This is a genomic window from Vicinamibacteria bacterium, assembly GCA_035570235.1.
Lineage (GTDB): Bacteria > Acidobacteriota > Vicinamibacteria > Fen-336 > Fen-336 > DATMML01.
In genome coordinates this window covers 24,774-49,729 of sequence record DATMML010000137.1, presented here as the reverse complement: position 1 = coordinate 49,729, position 24,956 = coordinate 24,774, and the positions used below count along the sequence as shown (strand labels likewise).

The 24,956-nt window shown below is 68.6% G+C and carries 22 protein-coding genes; 13 read left to right on the top strand and 9 right to left on the bottom strand.

Annotated features, from left to right (window positions below):
* Positions 1-69: 69 nt before the first annotated feature.
* From VN461_23730 to VN461_23700, 7 genes are all read left to right on the top strand, one after another.
* Positions 70-882, top strand: a complete 813-nt coding sequence (locus VN461_23730; GenBank protein HXB57792.1) for a phosphatase PAP2 family protein — start codon at positions 70-72, stop codon at positions 880-882.
* Positions 883-929: 47 nt separating this feature from the next.
* On the top strand, positions 930-2,735 hold the full coding sequence (locus VN461_23725; protein ID HXB57791.1) for a radical SAM protein: 1,806 nt from the start codon (positions 930-932) through the stop codon (positions 2,733-2,735).
* Positions 2,736-2,745: 10 nt separating this feature from the next.
* A complete protein-coding gene (locus VN461_23720; GenBank protein HXB57790.1) occupies positions 2,746-3,861 on the top strand; it encodes an IPT/TIG domain-containing protein in 1,116 nt (371 codons plus the stop codon).
* An 85-nt stretch (positions 3,862-3,946) separates the two neighbouring features.
* Positions 3,947-5,038 (top strand): efflux RND transporter periplasmic adaptor subunit, encoded by a 1,092-nt coding sequence (locus tag VN461_23715; protein HXB57789.1) that lies wholly within the window; start codon positions 3,947-3,949, stop codon positions 5,036-5,038.
* 31 nt (positions 5,039-5,069) lie between these two features.
* Complete coding sequence (locus VN461_23710) at positions 5,070-6,299, top strand: ABC transporter permease (protein HXB57788.1); 1,230 nt, start codon at positions 5,070-5,072, stop codon at positions 6,297-6,299.
* Between the two features lie 3 nt (positions 6,300-6,302).
* A complete protein-coding gene (locus tag VN461_23705; protein ID HXB57787.1) occupies positions 6,303-7,559 on the top strand; it encodes an ABC transporter permease in 1,257 nt (418 codons plus the stop codon).
* 1 nt (position 7,560) lies between these two features.
* Entirely contained in the window at positions 7,561-8,241 is a 681-nt protein-coding gene (locus VN461_23700) for an ABC transporter ATP-binding protein (GenBank protein ID HXB57786.1), read from the top strand.
* A 93-nt stretch (positions 8,242-8,334) separates the two neighbouring features.
* Here VN461_23700 and VN461_23695 read toward each other — a convergent pair whose 3' ends face one another.
* The 6 genes from VN461_23695 to acpS all read right to left on the bottom strand — a co-directional run bounded on the left by VN461_23695 (position 8,335) and on the right by acpS (position 15,737).
* The gene (locus VN461_23695) at positions 8,335-9,333 is read right to left on the bottom strand and encodes a radical SAM protein (GenBank protein HXB57785.1); all 999 of its coding nucleotides are present in this window, start codon (positions 9,331-9,333) and stop codon (positions 8,335-8,337) included.
* A complete protein-coding gene (locus VN461_23690; GenBank protein ID HXB57784.1) occupies positions 9,323-12,271 on the bottom strand; it encodes a TonB-dependent receptor in 2,949 nt (982 codons plus the stop codon). The genes VN461_23695 and VN461_23690 overlap by 11 nt, the downstream gene beginning before the upstream one ends.
* Positions 12,272-12,337: 66 nt before the next feature.
* Positions 12,338-13,111 (bottom strand): DUF2064 domain-containing protein, encoded by a 774-nt coding sequence (locus VN461_23685; protein ID HXB57783.1) that lies wholly within the window; start codon positions 13,109-13,111, stop codon positions 12,338-12,340.
* 150 nt (positions 13,112-13,261) lie between these two features.
* A complete protein-coding gene (locus VN461_23680) occupies positions 13,262-14,272 on the bottom strand; it encodes a substrate-binding domain-containing protein (GenBank protein ID HXB57782.1) in 1,011 nt (336 codons plus the stop codon).
* A 116-nt stretch (positions 14,273-14,388) separates the two neighbouring features.
* Positions 14,389-15,390 (bottom strand): glycosyl hydrolase family 18 protein, encoded by a 1,002-nt coding sequence (locus VN461_23675; GenBank protein ID HXB57781.1) that lies wholly within the window; start codon positions 15,388-15,390, stop codon positions 14,389-14,391.
* The gene (acpS, locus tag VN461_23670) at positions 15,387-15,737 is read right to left on the bottom strand and encodes a holo-ACP synthase (protein HXB57780.1); all 351 of its coding nucleotides are present in this window, start codon (positions 15,735-15,737) and stop codon (positions 15,387-15,389) included. Before acpS ends, VN461_23675 begins: the two co-directional genes overlap by 4 nt.
* A 55-nt stretch (positions 15,738-15,792) precedes the next feature.
* On the opposite strand from acpS, the gene pgeF reads away from it, so the two are divergent.
* Positions 15,793-16,512 (top strand): peptidoglycan editing factor PgeF, encoded by a 720-nt coding sequence (pgeF, locus tag VN461_23665; protein ID HXB57779.1) that lies wholly within the window; start codon positions 15,793-15,795, stop codon positions 16,510-16,512.
* On the opposite strand, the gene VN461_23660 is transcribed toward pgeF, so the two are convergent.
* Both VN461_23660 and VN461_23655 read right to left on the bottom strand, forming a co-directional pair.
* Positions 16,509-16,946 (bottom strand): ribonuclease HI family protein, encoded by a 438-nt coding sequence (locus VN461_23660; GenBank protein HXB57778.1) that lies wholly within the window; start codon positions 16,944-16,946, stop codon positions 16,509-16,511. The two genes, pgeF and VN461_23660, sit on opposite strands and share 4 nt — an antisense overlap.
* Entirely contained in the window at positions 16,943-17,671 is a 729-nt protein-coding gene (locus tag VN461_23655; protein HXB57777.1) for a C4-type zinc ribbon domain-containing protein, read from the bottom strand. The genes VN461_23660 and VN461_23655 overlap by 4 nt, the downstream gene beginning before the upstream one ends.
* 292 nt (positions 17,672-17,963) lie before the next feature.
* Between VN461_23655 and VN461_23650 the strand changes: the two genes are divergently transcribed.
* From VN461_23650 to VN461_23640, 3 genes are read left to right on the top strand one after another with little or no spacing between them, the layout of a single operon-like run.
* Positions 17,964-18,332 carry a hypothetical protein gene (locus VN461_23650; GenBank protein HXB57776.1) on the top strand — a complete coding sequence of 123 codons (369 nt, stop codon included), beginning with the start codon at positions 17,964-17,966 and terminating at the stop codon, positions 18,330-18,332.
* Between the two features lie 53 nt (positions 18,333-18,385).
* Entirely contained in the window at positions 18,386-19,246 is an 861-nt protein-coding gene (locus VN461_23645; protein ID HXB57775.1) for a DUF692 domain-containing protein, read from the top strand.
* Positions 19,236-20,078, top strand: coding sequence for a DNA-binding domain-containing protein (locus VN461_23640; protein HXB57774.1), 843 nt, complete (start codon positions 19,236-19,238; stop codon positions 20,076-20,078). Before VN461_23645 ends, VN461_23640 begins: the two co-directional genes overlap by 11 nt.
* Before the next feature lie 127 nt (positions 20,079-20,205).
* Here the strand turns inward: VN461_23640 and VN461_23635 are convergent, their stop codons facing one another.
* A complete protein-coding gene (locus VN461_23635) occupies positions 20,206-20,565 on the bottom strand; it encodes a hypothetical protein (GenBank protein ID HXB57773.1) in 360 nt (119 codons plus the stop codon).
* Between the two features lie 468 nt (positions 20,566-21,033).
* On the opposite strand from VN461_23635, the gene VN461_23630 reads away from it, so the two are divergent.
* A complete protein-coding gene (locus tag VN461_23630; protein HXB57772.1) occupies positions 21,034-23,088 on the top strand; it encodes a sulfatase-like hydrolase/transferase in 2,055 nt (684 codons plus the stop codon).
* Between the two features lie 142 nt (positions 23,089-23,230).
* Complete coding sequence (locus tag VN461_23625) at positions 23,231-24,883, top strand: Ig-like domain-containing protein (GenBank protein HXB57771.1); 1,653 nt, start codon at positions 23,231-23,233, stop codon at positions 24,881-24,883.
* Positions 24,884-24,956: the final 73 nt, after the last annotated feature.

The window sequence follows — 24,956 nt, the reverse complement described above, 5'->3', positions numbered from 1 at the left end:
CCCGGCGTGCAGGAGCCATGCTAGAATCCGAGGTTTAGTCCGTGCCCGTCGTGACGGAGGGAGCCACTGTTGCTACAAACCAAGCGGGTCAGCGGTCTCTTGGTCCTGGGAGCGGTCCTCGCCGCCCCTCTCTCCTCTCAAACGCTCGACCCTCCCGCTCCTCCGGACCTGGGCCGGTTTTTCCCGAGCGACGGCTCGCCGGAAGACGGGCAGCGGACCCTCGGCGCTTTCCCCCGGAACCTTGGCCGCGGCCTGGTGGGCGTCTTCAGCAAGGACAGTCTGGCCCCCCTCCTGATCGGAGCCGCGGTCAGCGGAGGCTCTTCCTTCCTCGACACCCGGACCAGGAGCGCGGTCTCCTCCCCCGCGAGCATCTTCGGCAACGCAGGGGACACGGGGGGGAGCTTCCCCGTGATGGCGCCCATCGCGCTCGGGCTCTTCGCCAGCGGCCGGCTAGTCGGGGATGGACGCTTCCGGGCCGCGAGCTACGACATCACGGAGGCCTTGATCCTGAGCGAGGTCTACACCGAGGTCATGAAGAGGGCCGTCCACCGAACGCGGCCCGACGGCTCGGACAACTACTCCTTTCCCTCCGGCCACACCTCGGCGGCCTTCGCCTGGGCCACCGTGGCCAACGCCCACTACGGGCCGAAGGTGGGGATCCCCTCCTACCTCGTGGCCAGCGCCATCGGCGCCTCGCGTCTGGTCAAGGACAAGCACTACCTGAGCGATGTGCTCGCGGGAGCGACCTTGGGCTACATCGTCGGCCGTACGGTGGTGCGCGAGAACGGCGAGCCGCTCGCTCGACGGACTCGGGTCAGCCTCGTCCCCACAAGCGACGCCAAGGGGACGGGGGCGGGGGTCGGCCTCTCCGTAGAGTGGTGAATCTCCAGTAGAATAGGGGGTCCTCCCAGCGTCGGGAGGAATGCCCTATGAGCCGACGGCTGCACGAGCGCCACTCCTTCCTCCGCGAGGCGGAGGTTTTCCTGCAGGCCGTGCCCCACCAGGGCTCGTTCCGGGTGGCCCTCTGCTACCCCAACCTCTATTTTGTGGCGATGTCCAATCTGGGCTTCCAGAGCATCTACCAGATGCTCAACGCCCTGCCCGATGTCCTCTGCGAGCGGGCCTTCCTGCCCGACGACCGGGACCGGGAAGAGCTGCAGCGGAGCGGCCAGAGCCTGGTGAGCCTGGAGTCGGGCACCGACCTCCGGCGCTTCCACGCCCTCGCCTTCTCGGTGTCGTTCGAGAACGACTATCTGCATGTGCTGCAGATGCTGCGGCTGGCGGGGATTCCCCTCCGGGCCGCGGATCGGGGGAAAGACGACCCCCTCGTGATCCTGGGCGGCTCCGCCCTCTTCCTGAACCCGGAGCCCCTGGCTCCCTTCGCGGACCTGGTGGCGGTGGGGGAGGGGGAGGCGCTGGTACCAAAGATGATGGAGGCGCTCGTCGGGGCCTCCGATCCCCGACGGGGCCTCGAGGCCCTGGGAGAGAAGGACGGGTTCTACGTCCCCTCCCGTCATTCCGTGCGCTACCACAAGGACGGCACGGTGGCCGCCTACGACGGCCCCGGCCCCGCCATCCGCCAGCGCGGCTGGCCGGGAAAGATGGCGCTGCCGCAGTCGGTGGTGCTCACCCCCCACACCGAGATGTCCATGAAGTTCATGGTGGAGATCTCCCGGGGCTGCCCCTGCATGTGCCGCTTCTGCTGGGCGGGCTACAACTACCTGCCCGTGCGCGGCTTCTCGCGCCGCGCGATCGTGGACCGTGCCCGCGAGGTCCGCGCGGCCACGGGCAAGATCGGCCTCGTCTCCACCGCCGTCTGCGACCACCCGGAGATCGACGGAATCGTGGAGGACCTGGCGGGCCAGGGCTACGAGGTCTCGGTGGCGTCCTTGCGCCTGGACGATCTCACCCCCGACTTCGTGTTCCGGCTGGCCGACACCGGCGTGCAGGGCCTGACCCTGGCCCCCGAGTGCGGATCCGACCGCATGCGGCGGATCCTCAACAAGCAGTTCACGAACGAGGAGATCCTCGACAAGGCCACCTGGATCTTCGAGAACGGGATCCAGAACCTGAAGCTCTACTACATGGTGGGCCTGCCCTGGGAAGAGCACGCCGATGTGGAAGCCATCGTGACTCTGACCGAAGGGATCAGGCAGCGGATGCTGAAGGTGGCGCGGGGCCGGGGGCGGATCGGCCGTATCCACCCCTCCGTCAACCCCTTCGTGCCCAAGCCGGGCACGCCCTACCAATGGCTCCCCGTCCCGAGCCCCAAGGAGACCGATCGCAAGCTCCAGTTCCTGCGCCGGGCCTTCGGCCGCATGCCCAACGTGGACGCGATCTGCAAGAGCGTGCGTACGGGGACCGCGCAGTCGATCCTGGCTCTGGGCGACCGGCGGCTGGGAGATGCCCTGGAACTCGCGGTGCGGGAGGGGATCGATCTTCCGCGCGCGGTCCGGGCCGCCGGCCTCGACCCCGCCTTCTACCTTTTCCGCGGGCGGAGCCCCCAGGAGACGCTGCCCTGGGACGTGGTCGACAACGGCGTGAGCAAGGCCTACCACCTCCGCGAGCTGGACAAGAGCCGGAAGGAAGCCCTCTCCCCCCACTGCCCCGAGGTCCAGGGCTGCATCCGCTGCGGGGTCTGCCTGGAAACGCCCAATCCCCTCTACCGCCTTCCCGAGAAATGGAAGGCCCTGGGGACATCGCCCCGGTACTTGAAAGTCGCCCCGGTGTCCTAACCGGCTGCGCATGCCTGCCCAACGCACGCCGAGCAATTCTGGGTTTGCGGCCGCCGAGGCCGCCCTCCTCCTGGTCAGCCTCCTGCTCTTCGCCCTGGCCGTGTACGTGGCCTCCGAGTTTTGGGCTACCCCCCAGGTAGCGGGGGTCTTTCCGATTCCGGCCCGGGAGACGGTCACGCTGCGCGGCACTCACTTCTCTTCCGAGCCGGGCGGCAACATCGTCCTCTTCGGGGACAAGGTCGGGCGGGTGCTCCGGGCTTCGCCCACCGCCCTCGATGTGGAGGTGCCCGACTTCGGGCTCTCCGGCGCCGGGCAGGTGAGCGTGCCCCTCCGGGTCTTGGTGGGCGACCGCTCCTCGACCGGGCGCGCGGTCACGGTGGCGGCCCCGCTCGGACAGCCTGCCTCTGCCCCACCCTCGCCGGCCCCCGCCGTCGTGGCCACCGCGCCTACGCCGTCGGCGATGCCGTCCCCCGAGGCCCCGCCCGCGTCTCCTGCTGCCCCCGAGGTGACGAGGGTCAAGGCGCTCCCCACTCCCAGCCCCCCCGGCCCCGATCTGGCCGCGATGATCGACGAGGCGGACAGTGTCGCTAAGGGTCGCAAGTTCGAGTCCGCGGTCCAGCTCTATGACGAGATCCTGAAAAAAGAGCCTGAGAACGCGAGGGCCCGCAACGGGCGCACCACCGCCCAGTCCGCGGTCGCGTCCCTCCAGAAGACCTTCACCTCGGGAAAGACGGCGGGGGAGGGTCGCGGGGCGCGCGGCGATTTCAAGGCCTTCGACGCGCGCGAGGTCTCCGTGAAGAAGCCCGCGGACGTGCCGGGTCGGATCGAATTCGAGGTGATCCCCCCTCGGCTGGCGGCGGGCGACCCCTACACGGTCAAGGTGTTCCTGCAGAACGAGGGGAGCAAGGGCATCAAGGTCGCGACCCTGAGGGTATCCAGCGCGTTGAACGGGGCCCGCTCCGACGCCGCCGTCCCGCCGCCCAAGGCGGAGCTGGCCCCCCGGGAGCGGGCCCTCCTCTATGAGGAGACGGGGGTCTGGCGGGATGGCGTCACGTCCTGGACCCTGGAGGTGCAAGTGGGCTCGGGGCGGGGCGACACTTATAGGAACCAGATCCACTGGAAGTAGGCCCATCCGGAATTTTCTTGAACCCTCGGTGGGGGCCCAAGCGTCTTAGTGGGTGACGAGATCAGGAGAAAGGATGTCCCCACTCATGCGTAAGGGACTGATCGGTATCGGTGTCGTGGTCCTTGCGGGCGGCCTCTCCGTCGCCCTCTACAGTAAGTCCAACTCCCAGAAGGACAAAGGCTGGAAGACGGTGGCCGTCACCCGGGGGCCAGTGGTCGAGAAGGCCCTGGCCATCGGGGCCATCAAGCCGAAGCGCGAGATTGCGGTCAAGAGCAAGATCTCGGGGATCGTGAAGATCTCCTACCGCCAGGTGGGGGACAAGGTGGCCGCGGGGGACCCCCTCTTCGACATCATTCCCGACCCCACGCCCCTCGAGCTCACGGAGGCGCGGCGGGAAGTCGAGAGCTCCCGCAACGTCTTCGATCAGGCCAAGAAGAAGTGGGACCGGAACGACGCTCTTCGCCAGCAGGGCATCGTCTCCAGCCAGGACTGGGAGCAGACGGACAAGGACCTGCAGGAGGCGCAGATTCACTTGAACCTGTCGTCGGAGCGGCTGGCCCTCGTCGAGAAGGGGCGCGTGCACTCCCACGAGCTCAACGTGGAGTCGATCATCCGCGCCCCCATCTCGGGGACCGTGCTCGAGCTGCTCGTGAACGAGGGCGACCCCGTCGTACCCCTCACTTCCTATCAGGCGGGCACTGCCCTCACCAGCCTCGCCGACATGTCCACCCTGGTGTTCAAGGGCACCGTGGACGAGATCGACGTGGGCAAGCTCAAAGAAGGAATGCCCGCCCACATCAAGGTGGGGGCCCTGCCCGACGCCAAGGTGGAGGGCAAGGTCTACAAGATAGCCCCCAAGTCCAAAACCGCGGAGGGGGCCACCCTCTTCGACGTGGAGATCGAGCTCCTGCCCGGCAAGGACGTCGTCCTGCGCGCGGGCTACTCCGCCAACGCCGACATCGCGGTCCGCGAGAAGGCCGACGTGCTGCAGATCCCCGAGCGGCTGGTGACCTTCACGGAGGGCAAGGCGTCAGTGGAGATCCCGGGCCCGGGCGACTCCGAGCCGGTCAAGAAGCCGATCAAGATCGGCCTTTCCGACGGCATGATCGTGGAGGTGGCGGACGGCCTGGGCGAGAAGGACTTGGTGGTCGAGCGGCCGCCCAAGAAGATCGAGTAGCGTGCGGGCGCGCTGATCGAGGACCCCGACCATGACGTCGCTGTCTTTCCTCCGGCAAATGCTGCAGGACGTGCGGCACCAGAAGGTGCGCACGGTGCTAACCCTCTTCGGGATCACCTGGGGGACGGTCTCCGTCTCCCTGCTCGTCGCTTTCGGAGAAGGCCTGGAGAAACGCATCCGGAAGAACCAGCACGGCATGGGCGAGAACATCGTGATCGCCTGGCCGGCGCGAACGTCGATCCCCTACCAAGGGCTGGGCAAGGGCCGCCGGATCCGGGTCAACGACGAAGACATCGAAGTCTTGAAGCGGGAGATACCGGAGGCAACTTTCTCCGGGGAGCACGAGCGGAGCAAGAGTGCGTTCCGTCACGATCGGGTCCGGATCACCCCTCAGATCTCCGCCAACAGCCCCATCTTCGCGGCCATGCGCAACATCATCCCCGCCTCCGGTGGGCGCTATGTGAACGACGTGGACGTGGACCGCCGCCGGCGGGTGCTCTTCCTGGGCGACAAGCTCAAGCACGACCTGTTCGGCGACGGGGAGGCGGTGGGGCAGACGGTGATGATCGACAACGCCCCCTTCGTGGTGATCGGGGTCATGGAGAAGAAGGCCCAGGACTCGAGCTACAGCGGCCGCGACCAGGACAAGGCCTTCATGCCCGAGACCACCTTCAACGGCTTCTTCACCGAGAGCTACGTTGACGACTTCATCTTCCAGCCGCGGGAGGAGGGGCAGGTGAAGGAGGTGACCCGCAAGGTCTACGAGGTCCTGGCCCGGCGCCACCAGTTCGATCCCCTGGACAAGGAAGCCATCGGAATGTGGGACACCACGGAGGCGGAGAAGTTCTTCCGCGTGTTCTTCGGCACCTTCCGCGCCTTCCTCGGGATCATCGGCTCCTTCACCCTCATCGTGGGGGGGATCGGGGTCTCCAACATCATGTACGTGGTGGTGGAGGAGCGAACGCGGGAGATCGGGATCAAGCTGGCGGTGGGGGCCAAGCCGCGCTTCATCCAGGGGCAGTTCCTGACCGAGACCCTGACCCTGACCGCGGTGGGGGGGGCCCTGGGCTTCCTGGTCACCCTCCTCGTCATGGCCGCCTTCCCCAAGAGCCTCGACGAGTACATCGGCACCCCCGAGGCTTCGCCCGTCGTCATCCTCACCACCGCCACCCTGCTCGGCCTCATCGGATTCGTGGCCGGGTACTTCCCGGCCCGACGGGCCTCAATGCTGGACCCCGTGGTCGCCTTGAAGCTGGCCTGATCCATGGTCTCCCGGGCCGAAGTGCTGATGGTTTGGAAGCTGTTCCGGGCCGACGCCGCCCACAACCGGAAGCGCATCACCTTGACCGTGCTCGCCATCGCCTGGGGCACGCTCTCCATCGTGCTCCTCCTCTCCTTCGGGGAAGGGCTGAAGCGCGCCTTCCATCGCGGAAAGCTCGGGATGGGCGAGGGCATCGGGGTGGTGTGGCCGGGGGCCACCACCCGGGCCTACCGCGGCCTTCCTTCCGGGCGGACGGTCAGCTTCACGGACGAGGACGCGGAACTGCTCAAAGCCCGGATCCCCGAGCTCCAGTCCCTGAGCCGCGAGTACTCCCGGCGGCGGGGCCTGACCGTGGGGACCAAGACCGTGAACGCCCGCATCCGGGGCGTCGACCCCTCCTTCGGGGAGATGAGGAATCAGGTCCCCCAGGCGGGGGGGCGGTTCATCGACGAGCCCGATCTGGCCGAGAAGCGCCGGGTCGTGTTCCTGGGGGACGAGCTGGCCCAGGACCTCTTCGGCACCCAGGACGTGGTGGGCAAGACCGTCCTCATCAATCAGTCCAGCTTCCTGGTCGTGGGCGTCATGCAAAAGAAGATCATGATGGGCATGTACAGCGGGCCCGACAAGGGCCAGGCCACCATGCCCGCCAGCACCTTCAAGGCCACCTACTCGGATGCGACCGTCGGAAACTTGGTCTACAAGCCGCTCCGCCCCGATCTGGGGGACCAGGCCAAGGCGGAGATCTACCGGATCCTGGGCGGGAAGCACCAATTCGACCCCGACGACACCCGCTCCCTCGGGATCTGGGACACCCGCGAGGACCAGCGGCTGACGACCAACATCGCGGTCGGGATCCAGATGTTCCTGGGCGTGATCGGGGCCCTGACCCTCGGCGTGGGGGGGATGGGGGTGGCCAACATCATGTACGCGGTGGTCAAGGAGCGGACGCGCGAGATCGGGGTGAAGATGGCGCTCGGGGCCAAGTCCCGCCAGGTCATGGCCCCCTTCGTCCTGGAGGCCCTGCTCATGACCGTGCTCGGAGGGTTCATGGGCACCCTGGTCAGCCTCGGCCTCATGGCCGGCATCGCCGCCATCCCCTTGAAGGGCGAGGCCTTCGAGTTCCTTGGGCGGCCCACTTTCTCGCCCGCCATCGCTGTCGCCACCTCCACCATCCTGGGCACGATCGGAATGCTGGCCGGCTACTTCCCGGCCCGCCGCGCCGCCGCCGTCAACCCCGCTGTCTCCCTGAGGTACGAGTGACATGATCCAGATGAAAGGGATCCGCAAGGTCTACAGCATGGGCCGGGTGGAGGTGGAGGCGCTGCGCGGCATCGACCTTGACATCGGGGGCAACGAGTACGTGGCGGTGGTGGGCCCCTCGGGCTCCGGCAAGTCGACCCTCATGAACATCCTGGGCTGTCTGGACACCCCCAGCTCCGGCGAGTACGTGCTCTCCGGGGAAGCGGTGGCGGGGCTGGACCGCAATCGCCTGGCCGAGATCCGGAACCGGCACGTGGGCTTCGTCTTCCAGAACTTCAACCTCCTTCCCTATGCGAGCGCACTCGAGAACGTGGAGCTGCCGCTACTCTTCGCGGGGGTGTCGGCCAAGGAGCGTCGGGAGAGGGCGGAGGAGATGCTGCGGCGGGTGGAGCTTCAGGACCGCATGGACCACAAGCCCACCGAGCTCAGCGGCGGCCAGATGCAGCGGGTGGCCATCGCCCGCGCCCTCGTCAACCGGCCCGCCATGGTCCTGGCCGACGAGCCGACCGGGAACCTGGACTCCGGCTCAGGCCAGGGGATCGTGGGCCTTTTCAGCGAGCTGCACGCGGGCGGCCAGACCATCCTCATGATCACCCACGACCAGGCGGTGGCCCGGGTGGCCTCACGGATCATCCAGATCCGCGACGGCCAGATCGTGGAGGACCGGCCGGCCGCGGCCTGAGGTGGTCTGAGCGAGAGGTGCGGGTCCCTCTCCAACCAAACTCGTGAGTTGCGGCGCTCGAGCAGGCGTGGCCGGCAAATGACGGCAGGGCGGTCAGGCTGGGCGGACGGGCAGAACGACTCGGGGTCGGGGCTCCGGGCCGGGCGGGTTCCGGGGCCGAAGGGTCCCCGGCTCCAGGAAGCGGGCCATGAACTCGTCGCACCAGAGGCAGACGTTCTTTAGGGCGAGGGCCCGTTTGCGACCATACTCCCCGCTCACCCCCAGCGACTCCCCCACGCCGTAAGCGTCGCCCTCGTTCAGCTTCTTCCAGATCGGGGAGGCCGCGATGCGGTCCAGCACCGCGGACACCCGCTCCTGGCGGGCGTCCCCCAAGGGATAGAGAGTGCCCGGGCAGCAGGGGCTTATCTTGAAGAGCTGGATGGAGAGCTCCTGGGGCAATTCGGTGCCCCCCAGAAAGCCCCGGGCCCCAGAGAGGATGGCGCAGAAGTTATGAGTTCCGTCCTGGAGCCAGACATCCTGGCGAAGGGCTTCGCCGCGGGCCCAGTTCCCGCCGAGCCACAGGTCTTCCGTGGCTCCCCAGAAACCATAGCTCGAGCCTTCGTGCTTGAGGTAAGTCCGCTTGCTGATCAAAGGCCGGGGGTCGTCGCCGCTCATACCCCGGCTCTGGAAGAGCGCCTCCAGCTCCGCCCTGCGTGCCCCCGCGTGCTTGTGGAAGCGGTCGATGCTGGCCACGTCGATGCGGGTCACCCCCCGGGCCAGGAGGGCGTCCAGTTTCTCTCCCGTCAGGAGGTCGCCGTTGGTCTGGAGCATGACCTGGGTCTGTCCGCCGTACTTTCTAGCCACCGCCTCCAGGAGCGCGTGGAGTTTCTTCTCCTCCGTCAAGGGCTCGCCCCCGGAGAGGATCAGCCGGCCCAAGCGGCCGGGCAGGTTGTCGACGATGGCCAGACCGTCCTCGAGGGGGATCGTTTGCCCCCGCGGCGAGGAGTCGTTGTAGCAGTGCGCGCAGTTGTCGTTGCAGAGTTGGGTGAAGACCCAATAGATAGACTGGTAGGTCTCGAACGGGCTCTGGAGGGGGAGGACCTCAGAAGGCATAGCGCAGGCCAAACTGGAACTGACGGGGGGGGGCTGAGTTCTTCTCCACGATCATTGCCCCCGGCGGGCCCACCTGGATCTGGTTGCTCTGGGTGGCGTTGTTGCTGAAGCCGGACAGGTTGATGTGGTTGAAGAGGTTGAACACGTCGGCCCTGAGCTCGAGGCGTCTCTGCCCCACCTTGATCGTGCCCTGGACGCCGAGGTCGAAGGTGTAGGCCCAGGGCAGGCGGTCGCCGTTGCGGGGCGCGCCCGGCCAGCGGTCGCTGTTGCCGTCGTAGGCGTCGGCGAAGGAGCGGCCGTCTCCGTTCAGGTCCGTGGTGCCGTAGAGCCGGGCGTCGGGTATGCGGTTGATGGGCTGCCCGCTCTGGAGGAGCCCGGCCAGGCTCAGCCCCACCCCCCCCACCGGGTAGGCCCACAGGATCGCGCTCACGACATGCCGCCGGTCGTTGATGGAGGGGCCGTACTCGAGCGCGAAGTCATTGGCGTCCTGGGCGCGGAAGTTGATGTCCTCGGTGTCGTTCTTGAGGGAGGAGAGGGTGTAGGAGAGGCGGTAGGCGAATGGGTCGCGCCCGCGAGCTTTCACAAGATTGACGCTGGCGGCGTAGTAGCGCGACTTGCCTGCGGTCTCGGTCACGATGATGCTGCGGGCGCCCCCGGGGGCTACCCCCACCGGCCGCGTGGCGTTGGCCTGGGCTTCCGTGCGCACCACTACGTTAGCGGGATCGATCGGATAGGGGGCGGGGGCGTTCAAGTCGCGCAGGCGGGGCAGCCCCTCCCCGCGGGCGTGAATAAGGTCCACATAGAAGAGATGGCGCTCCCCCATCTGGCGCTGGTAGCCGAGGGCGAACTGCTGCGCGCGGGGATTTGGATAGCCGAGCGGGTTCAGGATGCGGCGCTCGTTGCTGACCACGAGCCCCCGCTGGGCTTGAGCTTGGGCGGGGGTGGGGCCGCCCAGATAGGGGACGTTCTCGTAGTCCGCGCTGAGGTTCCCGTCGAAGGTGATCCGGTCGAGGTCCGTGTCCGGGGGGAGCAGGCCGAGCGCGATGAGGCCTTGAAGCTGGCCCCGGAATCCGGGGGCGGTGGAGTTCTGTTGCAGGGCGTCGCTCACGATCGAGTAGACGATCTTGTCGTAGAAGACTCCGTAGCCGCCGCGCAGCGTGCTCCCGTCGCTCAGCTGGTAGTTGACGCCGAGCCGGGGAGCCAGGTTGTCCGTATCGCCCGCCTTCCCCCCTCCCTTGGAGAGGCTGTCGTAGTCGTAGCGGAGGCCGAGGGTCAGGTTGAGCCGGCTCGTGACCGCGAAGAGGTCTTCGGCGTAGAGGGCCACCAGGTTCTGCCGGCGCCCGAAGTCGGTCGGCCGGAGCTCGACGCTGTAGTCGAGGACCTGCGCATCGGCAGGAATGTCCTCCGGTCGCAAGCCCGCTCCCAACCCCCGAGCGCGGAGCGCGTCCTGCTGGGCCTGCGTGAGCTGGACCAGGTAGTTGCCGTGCACATTGCCGCCACCGGTCAAGGCGAATTGGGCGCCCAGAAGGTCCGTGCCCAGCCGGAGCGTGTGGCGGCCCGCGTGCCGGGTGACCTTCTCCTGGATCTGGAGGGTGTTCTCGACGTCGTCGAACACGAACCCGGGGTTGCCGAGGACGGCGATGGTCTGGCCCTGCGCACCCAGGACCACGGTCTGCGGGCGGTCGGGGGCGCGGCCGTAGTTCCAGCGGAAGCGGCTGTATTGCAAAGCGCTCTCAAAGACGAGCTCGCGGCCGACGTGGAAGGCCCGGGCGGCCACCAGCGTCGAGTCGCGGTCCTGCGAGCTGCCGGCGGAGGGGAAGGTCACGCCCCCGTCCAAGCCCCCCCCGGGGCTCTCGATCGTCACCCGGCCCTCGTTCACGCGCAGCGACGCCGTCCAGTCCTGGCTCAGGCGGTGGTCGAGCTTGCCGGAGAGGTAGAGGAAGCCATTGTGGCCGGTCACGGTCTGGTCCACCCCCAGTTCCGGCGAGCGCAGCAGGTTGTCCTTCACGTCGCGGGTGTACTCGGCATCCAGGTAGAAGAATGTCCGGTCCCGCACCAGGGGGCCGCCCAGACCGAAGCCTCCCTGATTGCGCTGGAAGCCATCCTTGACCGGGTTCCCGGAGAGGTCGTGCTGGGGGAAGGGGCTGTGGGCGTCCAGGGCGGGGCCGGGGCGCATCAGGTAGAAGACCTCGCCCGTGAGCGCGTTCCCCCCCGAGCGGCTGGTGATGTTGAAGATGCCGTTGCCGGTGCGGCCGAACTCCGCCCCGTAGTTGCTGGTGAGGACCGTGATCTCCTGGGTGAATCCCAAGGGCAGGGCGAATTTCTGACCGCCCAGGAAGTTCTCGTTGTTGTCCAGGCCATCGATCATGTAGTTCGAGTAGAGCGAGTTGGCCCCGTTTATGCTGACGTTCGGCGCTTCCGGGTAGAAGCCGGTGGCGGGGGTGACGTTGGGTAGCCGGTAGAGGGAGCGGGTGATGTCACGCCCTTCTACGGGCAGGAGGGCGAGCTCGTCCGCGGCAAGAGTGGACGAGACCTCGGCGCTCGTCGCATTCACCTGGGCGATGCTGGTCTCCGCAGTGACGGTGACCGCCTCCTTGGCCTGGGCGCGGGGGATCAGGGTCAAGGTCACGCTCCGGTCGAAGTTCGAACGCAGAGTCAGCCCCCGCGCGGTCACGGCGTAGAAAGCTTGGCCCTCCGCCACCCCTACGTCGTAGGTCCCCGCCGTGGAGAGGGCCGCGAAATGCGCCTTGCCTTGGTCGTTGGTCACCTCGAGGGATCGAAAGTTCGTCTGCGGATTGAGGACGAGGACCTCCACTCCCGGAATGGGCGCCTGCGTCCCCCGCTGGTACACCGTGACCTCCAGGCCGGCTTGGGCGCAGAGGCGCCCCGGCCCGAGGAGCACAAAGAGCGACACCAGAAGCGCGCGAGGGGGAACCATGACAGTCTGTCCTTTCGGCCAAGGAGACACCCGACCGCCGCCCCGGGGCGGAGCCCCGGCTGAAGGTCAGGAGAAAGGCGGGGGGAGCGGGGAGGGCGGGGCCCGGCCGAGGGAGGCAGCGGCCCAAAGCGTTGGGACGTAGGGGCGGGGCGGGTTCAAGCCGCAGAGCCGTCGCGCCGCAAGAAGACGTCCGAGCCGCCGCGCCCAAGCGAGCAGGGGGCCCCGGGGAGAAGTGGCGATCCAGCGGTCGAGATCGCAGGGGCGGTCGAGGTCCTCGAGGGGGGCTAATAGTGCTACCGGCCTTTTCGCGCGGCGCAGAGCGCGCCGGAGGCTCTGCCGCGTTCCCCGGCCGCACCAGCTGACGGATTGTAGGTCCTCGATGGGCCGGGCCGCGGCGACCAGATAGACGCCCCCATCCCCAGCGGGCCCGAGGACCACCCGGTTCTCGTCTTGGGCCAGCAGCTCCAGGGCTCGCTGGAGATGACGCGGGCCCAAGCCGGGGGCGTCGGTGCCCACGGCGATGACGGGTCCCGGGGTCCGGGACCAGGCCCCGACCAGTGCGTTGTGGAAACGCTCACCGAAACTGGCGCCGCGCTGCTCCCACCAGGAGGCTCCGTCCACCGACAGGGGGCGGGGGGAGGACACCTCCAGCCGGCACCCAACCGTGCGTCCCGCCCCGAGAACGCTTGCCAGGCAGGCGCGGCGCAGCTGGATCTCGGAATCACGAAGGCTCTCGGGCAGGAGTGGGTGACGCCGAGCCTCGGACTCCGCTCCCAGGGTGAAAACGAGAAGGGTCGGGACCCTGCTTCGAGCGCGATGGTCGTGGACGGCTGGAGACATGCCGTTGGTCACTCTCGCGGGGGCGGCGTCCCGCCGGGCTTGAGTCTACACAAGAACCCGGGGCCCAGGGAAGGAGCAACGGCTTCGAGAGTCCTGCCCTGCCCCCGCGATCTGGCTCGGGGCCGAGCATGAGCCCGCGTGGACTCCCGGCTAAGGGGACTTGAGCGTCTCGTCGGGCAGACCCGTGAACCCCCATCGTCTCAGCATTTGCGTCCAGGAGGCCAGATTTTGGCGGGAGACACGCACGAGCTGCATCGGGAGCTTGGAGGGAACGCTCTTGCCCAGAAGCACTTTGTCGACGATGGTCTCCACGCCCACCTTGCCCCAGTCGTAGGTGGGCTGGGCCCAGAGAACACTCACGAGGCCACGCTCCACGTAGTTGAGCTGATCCGGGAGGGCGTCCACGGCAATCACCTTGAGCTTGCGCTCTTGCAGCTCGGCCACCAGGTTTGCCGACTGGCTGGAGCGAAACAACGGCCAGCCGCCCACCATGGCCCAGCCGGCAAGCTTCGGCCGCGCCGCGTCCACGCGAAGAACGGCCAGGGCGGCGTCCTGGGGTGTCTCGATGTGGTTCACGGAGTCGACGACCTCGATCTTCTTGTAGCGCAACGCGGCCTTGCGCACGCCCTCCGCGCGGGCCCGGAGGTTCGGCGCGTTCGGGCTACCGGCCAGGATGGCCACCTGGCCCTGGCCACCCAGCAGCTCCGCCAGGTCGGTCATGACCTTGTCGCCCAGATCGCCGTCATCGGCGCCGTAGAAGGCAAAGCGCTTCGAGCCCGGGGCATCGCTGTCGAACGTCATGACCGCCACCCCCGCGTCCACGGCCGCGTCGATGGGGCCGGTCAGCTGGGCAGCGTCGGAGCAGGAGATGAGCACCGCTTTGGCGCCGTCGCGCACGGCCTGGGTGATCCGCTCCGCCTGCACCGCGGCATCCTCGCGCGCGGGCGTGAGCCAGCTCACCTCGATGGACACGCCGTGCTTCTGCGAGAGGGCGCGCGCGGCATCCTCGGCTCCGCGTTGAGCGGACAGGAACACGAAGTTCGCCGAGCTCTTGGCGATCATGGCAATCTTCAAGTTGCGGGGTGCGGGGTGCGGGGACTGGGCCAGAAGGGTGGCGGCGGCGAGCCAGAAGAAGCTCATCACAAAGGACTTACAGCGCATCTAGAACCTCCCGAAGACCCAGCTGGTTTCCGGGCAACGCCCTAGTGTCACACAGCCCAGCCGAACCGCCTAACCCTCGGGCCGCTCGCTGCTCGGTGGCCAGCCGTTGCCGAGCCCTAACCCCCGGGCCGACCCCGCCAGACGCGCTCGTAGACCGCCCAGTCCTTCTCGTCGGTCGTCCACTCCGCGTAGAGAGCGACGCCCTCGAAGGTGCCGCCCCCGCCCACGCCGCGCAGCCCGGCTACCACGCCCAGAAGGGCGTTCTCGGGAGTCTCCACCCCGGCGCGGTGCATGAAGCCCGTCTCCCGGTACGTAGGGATGCCCATGAGCACACGGGCCCGGGAGCGGGAGGCCCCCAGAGCGGTGGTGACGGAGGAAGCGGCGTAGGAGACGTAACGCTGGTAGAGGGCGGAGGTGGGCAACGCGGTGTCGTAGGCCATGATCACGAGCTGATCGGCCAGGCCTGCCACCCGCGCGTAGTACTCGGGGCTCCAGAAGAAATGCGGGGCCAGGGGGATGGAGAGGGGGGCGGGGCGGGTGGCGGAAAGGGAGAGCACGTGGCCGGGTCCCACCGCCGTGCGCAGAGCCAGGAGCAGGGCCAGGAACTCCACGTTGCCGTCGTCCACCGGCTCCACGTTCAGGTGTATGCCGTCGAAGCCCTCGTCGACCAGGCCCCGGCACTCGGCCACCATGCGCTGGCGCTGGCCAAGGTCGGCGAGGTCCAGGGTGCCCGGCCGGGTGCGCCGGTAGCCGACGCGCAGGCCGCCCACCCAGGGCAGGACCTTCATGTCGGGGGCCACGCGCCGGGCGGTGGCGAGGAAGGCCCGCATCTGCTCCCGGCTGTGGATGGGCAACCGCCCCGCGGGGTTGAAGGGGATGAGGTGCGGATAGACATAGATGACGCCGCGCTCGGCCAGTCCCCGGAAGAGGCCCTCCATCTCGTCCGCGCCCTGAACCTTCTCCAGCCAGCGGTGCTCCAACCACACCGCGTTGCGGTCGTGGTTGAAGGGGTGGGGCGCCCGGTCTCCCGGGGGGGAGTAACCGAGGTAGGCGACGAGCGCGCCCGCCCCGACAAGGCCGAGGACCCCCAGCTGCAGGCCCCGCCGGAGCCAGCTCAACCCTCCTCCCCCAGCAGCACGACGGCGGCCGCGGCGTGCCGCCGCTCATGGGTGAGGCTCACGAGCGCGCGCACCGCCCCCAGTTCCCGAAGGCGCTCTTGCGCGAGGGCCGAAAGCCGCAGTCGGGGTGGGCGACCGTGGTCCCGCAACACCTCAACCTCGCGCACAGAGACTCCGAGGAGGCGGGCGGCCGCCCGTTTGGCGGCCAGCCGCGCGGCCAGTCGCCGCGCGGGGTCGGGCTTGGACCCCGCGTAGGCCCGCTCCGCCTCTGTGAAGAGGCCCTCTGCCCCCGCCGCGAGCAGGCGCGCCACCTCGTCGATCTCGATCAGCTCCAGCGCGCTGGCCACCACACCCTCATCCGGGGGCATGGAGTGAGTGTACTCCCTCGGTTAGGATGCGTTCATGGCCGAGCGTCCCTCCGCCGCACCTGCTCTCTCCGCCCTCACCGTGCCCGCTCTCCTGGCCATCCCCGGCCTCGTGCACGGGTTCGAGCCCGGGCGGGGCGCCCCAGGGGAGACGCGCGCGGCCAGCCAGGAGCGGGTGGGCGCGGCCCTGGCCTCCGCGGGCCGCCTCCTTCTCATGACCCAGGTCCACGGCGCGGCCGTGCTCACCGCGCCCTGGCTCGGCCAACCCCCGGCCGACGCCGCCATGGCCGGAGCTCCGGGCTTCCTCCTCGGGATCGAGACCGCGGACTGCCTCCCGATATTGCTCGTGGACCCGCGCCGAAGGGTGGTGGCCGCCGCCCACGCGGGCTGGCGCGGAACCGTGGCGGGGGTGGTCCGGCGTGTGCTCGAGGTCCTCCGGGCGGACGGCTCCGATCCCCGCCAGGTGCTGGCCGCCGTCGGTCCCGGCATCGGCGCCTGCTGCTACGAGGTGGGCGAGGAGGTCCGGGAGGCCTTCGGCCCCGAGAGCTCCCCCCTCTTCCTCGCCGGACCCCGCGGGCGCCCTCATCTGGACCTGCGCGCGGCCGTGGTCTCGCAGATGGAGGGTGCCGGCTTGGCTTCCGCCAACATCCACCACCTAAGCGACTGCACGTTCTGCCACGCCGACCACTACCATTCCTACCGCCGCCAGGGTCCGGGTGGGGGGCGGATGATCAGCTTCGTGGGCTGGACGGGCTAGAGCGAGCCAAGGTCGGAGGCCTTCTCGTCTAACGCTCGGTTTGCCAGGCGGTCGGCCTCGCGGTTCTGCTCGCGGGGGACGTGGGCGAGGCGGACCTCTGGCAGACGGCCGATAAGCGCGCGCGCCTCCCGGTGCAAGGGAATGAGGTCGGGGTGCTTGACCCGGTAGCTGCCCTCCACCTGCCGAACCACGAGCTCCGAGTCGGACAAGATGCGAACACGGCGCGCGCCCCGGGCCAGGGCCCAGCGGAGGGCGTGCAGGAGGGCTTGGTATTCCGCCACGTTGTTGGTGGCTCGGCCTAGGTAACCGTAGAGCCCCGCCAGCTCTGCCCCGTCGGCCCCGGCCACATGCACCCCGAAGCCGGCCTCCCCGGGGTTCCCGCGGCTGGCGCCGTCGATGTGGATCACGAGCTCACCCGGAGGGGGGAGGCTCACAGCTCAGGGCTGACGACGGGGACCGGCGGCGAGTAGTAGAGGATGCGGCTGCAGGCCGGACACTGCACGATGACTTCGTTCTTCTTGAGGTCCACGTACATCTGCAGCCTGAGCTTCACATGGCAGAGCTGGCACATGCTGTCACGCGCTTCCGCCACCCCCGCCCCCCGCAAGCGGGCCACGCGCTGGAAGAGAGCCAGCGGGTCGGCGGAGATGGTGGCCGCGATCGCGTCCCGCTCACCGCCTAGCTTGCTGGCCTCCCCCTCCAGACCGCGGGCCCGGGCCTCCAGGGCCCGGGCCTCGGCTCGCCCGTCTTCCTCGGCGGCCTTAAACCGTCCCTCTTCCTGCTTGAGCTCCGCGGCCAGCGACTCCGCGCGCTCCATCTCGAGGAGGATCTGGTCCTCCAAGGCCCGGATCTCCCGCTCCACGTTCTCGATCTCGTGGAGCACGGCCGTGTATTCCTTGTTGGTCTTGACCTCCATGAGCTGGCCCTTGTACTTGGAGCGCTTGACTTCAAGATCTTGAAGGCCGGCTTCGTGCTGGCGGCGGCTCTTCTGGCACGCCTCGAGGGCGGCCCGGGCGGCCTCCAGGTGCGCCTTGTCCCCCGCCAGCCGGTGCTCGAGGGCGGAGCGCACCTTAGGGATCTCTGCCAGCTCGACTTCCACCCGGCGCAGATCGGTCTCCGCGCGCTGGAGGCGGATCAGTTTTTCAAGGTCAGGGTCCATTCCCGAGGGCGGGTCTCCTCGGCTCGCATTCTAGCATCAGAGGGCCTGCCGGCCGCGAGGAAGCAAAGGCAGCCCAAGGCGATCAGACCGGACTCGCTGGTTGTTCGTAGAACCGGGGGAAATCCGGGGCGGGGCCCAGCTGCGTAACCCCAGTGGCCAAGGCCCAGACGGTCCCCCAGGCCTTGACAGGAAGTGGGTTTTGGGGGGATAAACGTCAGCCTCTGCGTACCCTGACCTCGGACAGTTTCTAGGCCTGTCTGAGAACCAGTTTCGCACGGTAAGGAGACTCAGAATGGATCGGAGAGATTTCACGAAGATCATGGGAGCCGTGGTCGCCGGCATGGTCGCCGGATCCAAGCTCTCAGCGGACGAGAAGAAGGCCGAGGACAAGGACAAGAAGGACACCCACGGCTGTAAGGGCAAGAACGACTGTAAAGGCAAGGGCGGCTGCAAGTCCGGCGATGGCGGCTGTGCCGGGAAGAACTCTTGCAAGGGCAAGGGCGGCTGTGCGTCGGCCGCCGCCAAGCACGACTGCAAGGGCAAGAACGAGTGCAAGGGGAAGGGCGGCTGCAAGTCCGGCGACGGCGGCTGCGCCGGGAAGAACTCTTGCAAGGGCAAGGGCGGCTGCGCGACTCCTCACAAGGAAGAGAAGAAGTCGTAGCTGTTCGTTCAAGAGAGGCCACGGGGTGACCCGTGGCCTCTCCCCCTCCCCACATGCCCAACCGCTGGGGCTTTCCGGACCTGGGAATCGGAGTCGGCCTCCGCACGGTCCACTTCGGACACATTCTCTCCCAGCATCCGCCCGTCGACTGGTTCGAGGTCCTCTCCGAGAACTTCATGAAGACCGGAGGGCGCCCGCTCTACGTCCTCGACCAGGTGGCCGAGCGGTATCCGGTGGCCCTGCACGGAGTGTCCCTCTCCATCGGCAGCACGGACCCCCTGAACCGGGAGCACATCCAGAACCTGAAGGACCTGGCCGCCCGCACCCGCGCCCACTGGATCTCCGACCACCTCTGCTGGACGGGCGTCCTCGGCCGCAACACCCACGACCTGCTGCCCATGCCCTACACGGAGGAGGCGCTCCGCCACACCGTCGACCGGGTGAAGCAGGTCTCGGAGATGCTGGAGCGCCCGCTGGTGCTGGAGAACCCGTCGACCTACGTGGAATTTGCGGCCTCCACCCTGACCGAATGGGAGTTCCTGGCCCGGCTGGCGGAGGAGGCGGACTGCGGCTTGCTTCTGGACGTGAACAACGTCTACGTGAGCTCGTTCAACCACGGCTTCGATCCCCACGCCTACATCGATTCGATTCCCGCGGACCGCGTGGTCCAGTACCACGTAGCCGGCCACACGAACAAGGGGACCCATATCGTCGACACCCATAGCGACCACGCCATCGCGGAGGTCTGGAGCCTCTATCGCCGGGCCTGGAAGCGGACCGGCCCCGTCGCCACCCTCTACGAGTGGGACGAGGACATCCCCGAGTTCGAGGTGGTGCACGCGGAGGCCCTGAAGGCCCGGGCGCACCGCGAGGAGAGCCCCGCGTCCCTGCGGACGGGCACCCATGGCGCCTGAGATCCCGCTCCCGCGTCTCCAGCGCTGGATGCAGTCCGTGGTCGTTCACCCGGGTGCGGTGGAGGATGCGGTCCGTTCCTCAGAGGCGGAGGAGGAGATCCCCGTGGCCCGGGTCGGCGAGGTGGTCCTGCCCTCCAGGACCCTGCAGCCGGTGGAGCGGCTGGGGATCTACCACGGGATGTACCTCCTGCGGATGCAGGAGGCGTTGCAGACGGACTTTCCCGCCCTCGAACACTTCCTGGGGGAGGACGCCTTCCGCGAGCTCGTGCGGGGCTACGTGCAGGCCTTCCCCTCCCGGAGCTACAGCCTGAACCCGCTGGGCGACCATCTGCCCGAGTTCGTCCGGACCGCGCCCGGGGTCAAGCGCCCCGAGTTCTGCCACGACCTCGCCCGGCTGGAGCTGGCCGTGAGCCAGGTCTTCGACGCTCCCGAGACGCCGCCCCTGACGGAGGCGGCGATCGCGGCCGTGGCTCCCGAGGCCTGGGAGAGCGCGCGCCTGAAAGCGATCGAGGCCTTTGCTCTATTCGCCTTCCGCTATCCCGTGAACGCCTACCTGCAGACCGTGCGGGACGACAACCATGAGCACCCCCGGGCCCGCCTCAAGGACACTTGGGTCGCGGTCTACCGCCGCGACTACCGGGTCTTCCGGCTCGATCTCACCCGGGCCGCCCACGACCTCTTGGCCGACCTGGCCCAAGGCACGCCCCTTGGGCCGGCCATCACGAAGGCCATCCGCGGAGGTGGGCGGCATGCACCCAACGAGACCGAGCTCTTCCGCTGGTTCCGCCAGTGGGTCTCGGGCGGGGTCTTTCGCTCGGTGGAGACAGGCTAGCTTCACCGACCAGACGCGCGGCGCGCGGGGGCCGGGCTCCCGAGGGGACGAAACGCTCGGGGTTCTTCGCGAGCGGGACGGGGTGGTCCCGAGGGCGGCGCCAACGCCGCCCCCGGGGGGCCGGAGTTCAGGATGCCGGCAAAACGAGCACGGCCTTGTCGCCCCGGTGGCGGATCTCGCTGATCACTTGCGCGCCATCATTTCCCTTTCGGAACACTACCATGTCGTCGGGGGCTGCCTTCTCCTTCTCCAGGAGCGTGGCCTTGGCCTTCGCCACGACCTTGCCGCGCTGGGCGATCGTGACCTCGGCCTCGTTGCCTTGCGGCGTCCAGGACAGCGTGTAGTCCCCGGGGGCGAGCGTCTCTCCCTTGACGGTCGTCGCTGACTCCAGCTTGAGTTTCAAGGAATGTGGTGATCCGGCCTGAGCGGCCACCCCCGCGCACAGCGACAGCGCCGCCAGGAGCGCGCCCAGGCGTCTGCGATTCATGCGTCCTCCTTTGCCTTCCAAAAAAACAGCGATTTGAACCCGCCCCCCGAGGCTTCGCGAACTGAGACGCTCGGCCACGCGTCGGTGTTCCAAGTTCTTTCCTTGGACGCCCGAGGTCCAGCGAGTTGAACCTCGATGCGACAAGAGAACGCGGCGGGATTGAATCCACGCCGACAAGAGGCCGCCGTCCAGACGCGCTCGCGTCGTGGTCGAGGTCCTCGCTCCGGAGTTTGCGGCCCGCGCGCACCCGGCGTTAACCTTCGCACACGGGACCCAAGAGGACCCGGCGAGGAGCGCTTGCCTTCCCAGCGACGAAGATCCGGTCTTGCGCCTCCCGCGGGTCCCGCGCCCGCGAGCAACTCTTCCTGGACGAAACGGAGCCTCGTCGCCGCTCTCCTCGGCCTGGCCGTCTTGGCTCTGTGGGGGGGCCGCCGGTGGCTCCCTCCGAAGGTGAAGCGCGCTCCGGGCATGAGCGTCCTCCTCATCACCATCGATACGTTGCGTGCGGATGCCCTCCGCTGCTATGGGCACGCCACCGCGGAGACTCCCTGGATCGACCGCTTGGCCTCGGGGGGCGTCCGCTTCGAGCGGGCCCACGCCCAGAACGTGGTGACCCTTCCCTCCCACGCCAACATCCTCTCCGGCCGATACCCCGTGGTGCATGGCGTGCGGGACAACTCCGGGTTCCGCTTCCCCGCGGGCCTGGAGACCCTTGCCACCATCCTGAAGGGGAGGGGCTACCGCACGGGGGCCTTCGTCAGCGCCTTCCCCCTCGACTCCCGCTTCGGGCTGAACCGCGGCTTCGACGTATACGACGACCATCTGGGAGACACGGAGGTGAGCCCGGCCTTTCATATGGAGGAACGCCGCGGTTCTTTGACGGTCGCCGCGGCCAAGCGATGGCTCGGCACGATCGGTGAGCAGCCGTCCTTCGCTTGGGTCCATCTCTACGAGCCGCACGCCCCTTACGAGCCGCCCGAGCCCTGGGCGTCGCGGTTCCGGGAGGACCCTTATCACGGCGAGGTCTCCGCCGCGGACGCCGCCCTCGAGCCATTGCTGGCGCCGATCCTCGGGGCGGTGGGGGAGGGGCGGACCCTCGTGGTGCTGACCGCGGATCACGGCGAGTCCCTCGGACAGCACGGGGAGACCACCCACGGGACCTTCGCCTACGAGCCGACCCTGCGGGTGCCCCTCATCCTTTACGCCCCTCGCCTCTTCGCTCCGCGGGTGGCGAAGGATCCGGTCCGGCACGTCGACATCCTGCCCACGATCTTGGATGCCCTTGCCCTCCCCCTGCCCGGGGAGCTTCCCGGGCGGAGCTTGCTCGAGCTCGCGGTGGGAGGCCCCGCGGTCGCGCAAAGCAGCTACTTCGAGGCCCTCTCCGCCGCGGCCACGCGGGGCTGGGCTCCTCTCTATGGCGTCATGGAAGGCGGGATGAAGTACATCGACCTTCCCATTCCAGAGCTCTACGACCTCGCCGCCGATCCCGAGGAGGCGCACAACCTGGCCGGGAGCCAGGCCCCGACCCTGGAGCGCATGCGAGCTCACCTCGCGCAGCTAAGGGCCGCGGATCGGGGGCTCGAACCCGAGGTGGAGACCGCGGAGGTGCGGGAACGCCTGAAGAGCTTGGGCTACGCGGCCACGAGCGCGCCCGCGAAGGGGAAGCGCTACACCGAGGACGACGACCCCAAACGGCTCATATCCTTGAGCGCCGCCCTTGACGAGCTGATCCGGCTCTACCGGGCGGGGGAGCTGCCGCGGGCGCGGGCTCTTGGTGAGGACATCGTGCGGCGGCGGCCCATGCCGGTCGCGCTCCTCCACCTCGCCTTCGTGGAGCGGGAGAGCGGCAACCTCCCCGCTGCGGTCGACGCCGCGGGAAGGGCCTTTGCTCTCAGCCCCCGCAGCGCGGAGGCGGCCGCCCTTCTCGGGGCCTACCTCAATGAGTCGGGCCGGGCCCGGGAAACCGTGGAGCGGCTCGCCCCCTACGCCGCCGCCTCCCCGCCCGACGTGGACGTTCTCTTCGTCCTGGGCGCGGCCCTGGCCCAGGTGGGCCGCGGGGCGGAGGCGCTCAAGGCCTTCGAGCAGGCGCGCACCCTTGACCCCTCGAACGCGATGGCCCTCGTCAACATCGGCACCGTCCATCTCATGGCCCGGGATTACCCCCGGGCGCGAGCGGCCTTCGAGGGCGCCCTGGCGCTGGAGCCCACCCTCTCGCGCGCCTTCAACTCTCTGGGCGTGATCGAGGCCCAGGCCGGCCGCGCGGAGCAGGCGATCGCGCTCTGGAAGAAGGCGGTGGAGCTGAATCCGCGGGAGTACGACACTCTCTTCAACCTCGGCGACCTGCTCGTCCGTGAAGGGCGCGCCTCGGAAGCGAGGGGTTACTTCGAGGCTTTCACCCGTCGGGCTCCCCCCGCCCTTTACGCGCGCGACATCGCGCGGGTCCGCGGATGGCTCGCGACGCCGGAGGCGAACGGAAAAGGCTCCGCCCCGGCCAAGAGTCTTGGCGCCTCGAGCCACCCTTGAGCCTCCGACCATCCATTCTTTTGTAGAAGAAAGCCTGGCCTGGCCAGAAACGTCCGCAGATTGTCCGGGAACCGCCCCTTGGAAGGGCCTCCACCAACAATTGAGTCCGCACGGCCAGCGAGATCAGCTACACTGCCAAGCCGTGCGCGCTTTCAGACGTTCTGCGCTCAACGCTCTCCTGGCCACGCTCATCGTTACGGGCGGCCCTGCCCGCGCCGAGAAGGGGGTCGCTCCGGACTGGATAACCGACCACGGCGGGACCCTGGAGCTAAAGCTGGCGCACCAGGAAAGCAACGGCCCCGACGGCGGCATTCTCCGCATTGATCCCACGCGACGGCTCGTCCTGTGGCAAGGAATTCCGGGCGAGCTGGGCTGCAAGCTGAGTGTCGAGGCCTCCTTCGACGATATCAAGGGAGTCCGGGCGAGGACGGAAGGCGGCTTTGCCGTGGAGTTGCGGAGGGAGAAGGCGCCGAAACTCGTTTTCATGCCCCTCCCGGACGCTCCCTGGTTCGGCAAGTCCACAAAGGTCGCCGAAAACCAGTTGGCCCAAGTCAGGCAGTTCGTGCCGCTCACGGGGCCCGACGGTCAAGCCATGCCTCTCAACGGAGCGGCGGCTTTTGGCGGGGCCCAAATCAAACACGTCGACCTGCCCCCCGAGGTCATGGCGGACGTAAACATGGCGGTCACCCTCATACGCGGCGCCCTGGGCCGGGCCCCCTCGCCCTCCGGCGTCCTGCAGGAAGCGCTCTATGGGCGGCCGCTGGACGTGTCGGTGCAGGAGATCCTCGAGACTCCCGCGAACTACGCCGGACATACGGTGCGCCTCCGCGGCCGGATCCAGAGGATCGGGGAGAAGCCCGCGGTGTATCGGCTCCAGGATGGCGACGACGTGATCCCGGTCACGCCCCTCGCGGACGTGGCCGCGGTCGTGGGCGCCGTCGCCGGCAGCGAGAAGGAGGAGGTCGAGATAACGGGGGTCCTCCGGGCGCCCCACGCGACGGAGAGCCCGTTACCACCGGTGTTCGAAGTGGCGTTCTGGGAGTACGACCGGCCCGGTGCGGTGCCGGCCCGTTCCCTCGAGCCGAACCCCCTGGTGACACTCGAGGACCTGGTCACCCATGCGGGTACGGTGGACGGGCAAGTCATAAGGGTCGTGGGGAAGTTCCGCGGCCGGAACCTCCACATGGACCTTCCCACGAAAGAGCTCGGCTCGGGCTGGGTGATCAAGGCGGGCAAGTACGCGGTCGAGGTGAGAGGGAAGAAACCCTCGGGGCCCGGATTCAAGCTGGACCTGGACTCGATGAACGACACCGTGAACTGGATCGAGGTCCTTGGCCGGCCCGAGACCCACAACGGGGTCACGGTCCTCCACGCCCTGAAAGTCGCCCCCGTCGCCCCGCCCTCCGCCGCCGGGGTCTCGAGTCCCCGCCGCCTGCGCGGAGTCGCGGGCCGGCCGACCGTCGTCTTCGCCCTTCCCCTCGACGGCGAGCGCGGGATCGCCGCGGACAGCCGGTTGGTCGTCCAATTCAGCGCCTACATGGACGAGGACAGCTTTCAAGGCCATGTACGCCTGCGCTACGCTGAGGGAGACGACCTCCCGCGCATGTCCTGGCGCTACGACGACGCCCGCCGCGCGCTCATCATTGACCCCGGTGAGACCCTGCGGCCGGGAGGGGTGCTCGAGATGCTCCTGCTTCCCGGGATCGTGGACGTCGACGGTTCGGCCCTTGCCCCTCGCGTGAACTCTTCCGCCGACGGCGAGGCGGAGCTCCTGCGCTACGTGGTCGAGGGCTAGCGCTCTTCGACCCAACCGGGACACGAACCGCGTGGGCCCCGATGGCGACGGCCGGGCCGCCTCCCAAGCGAGC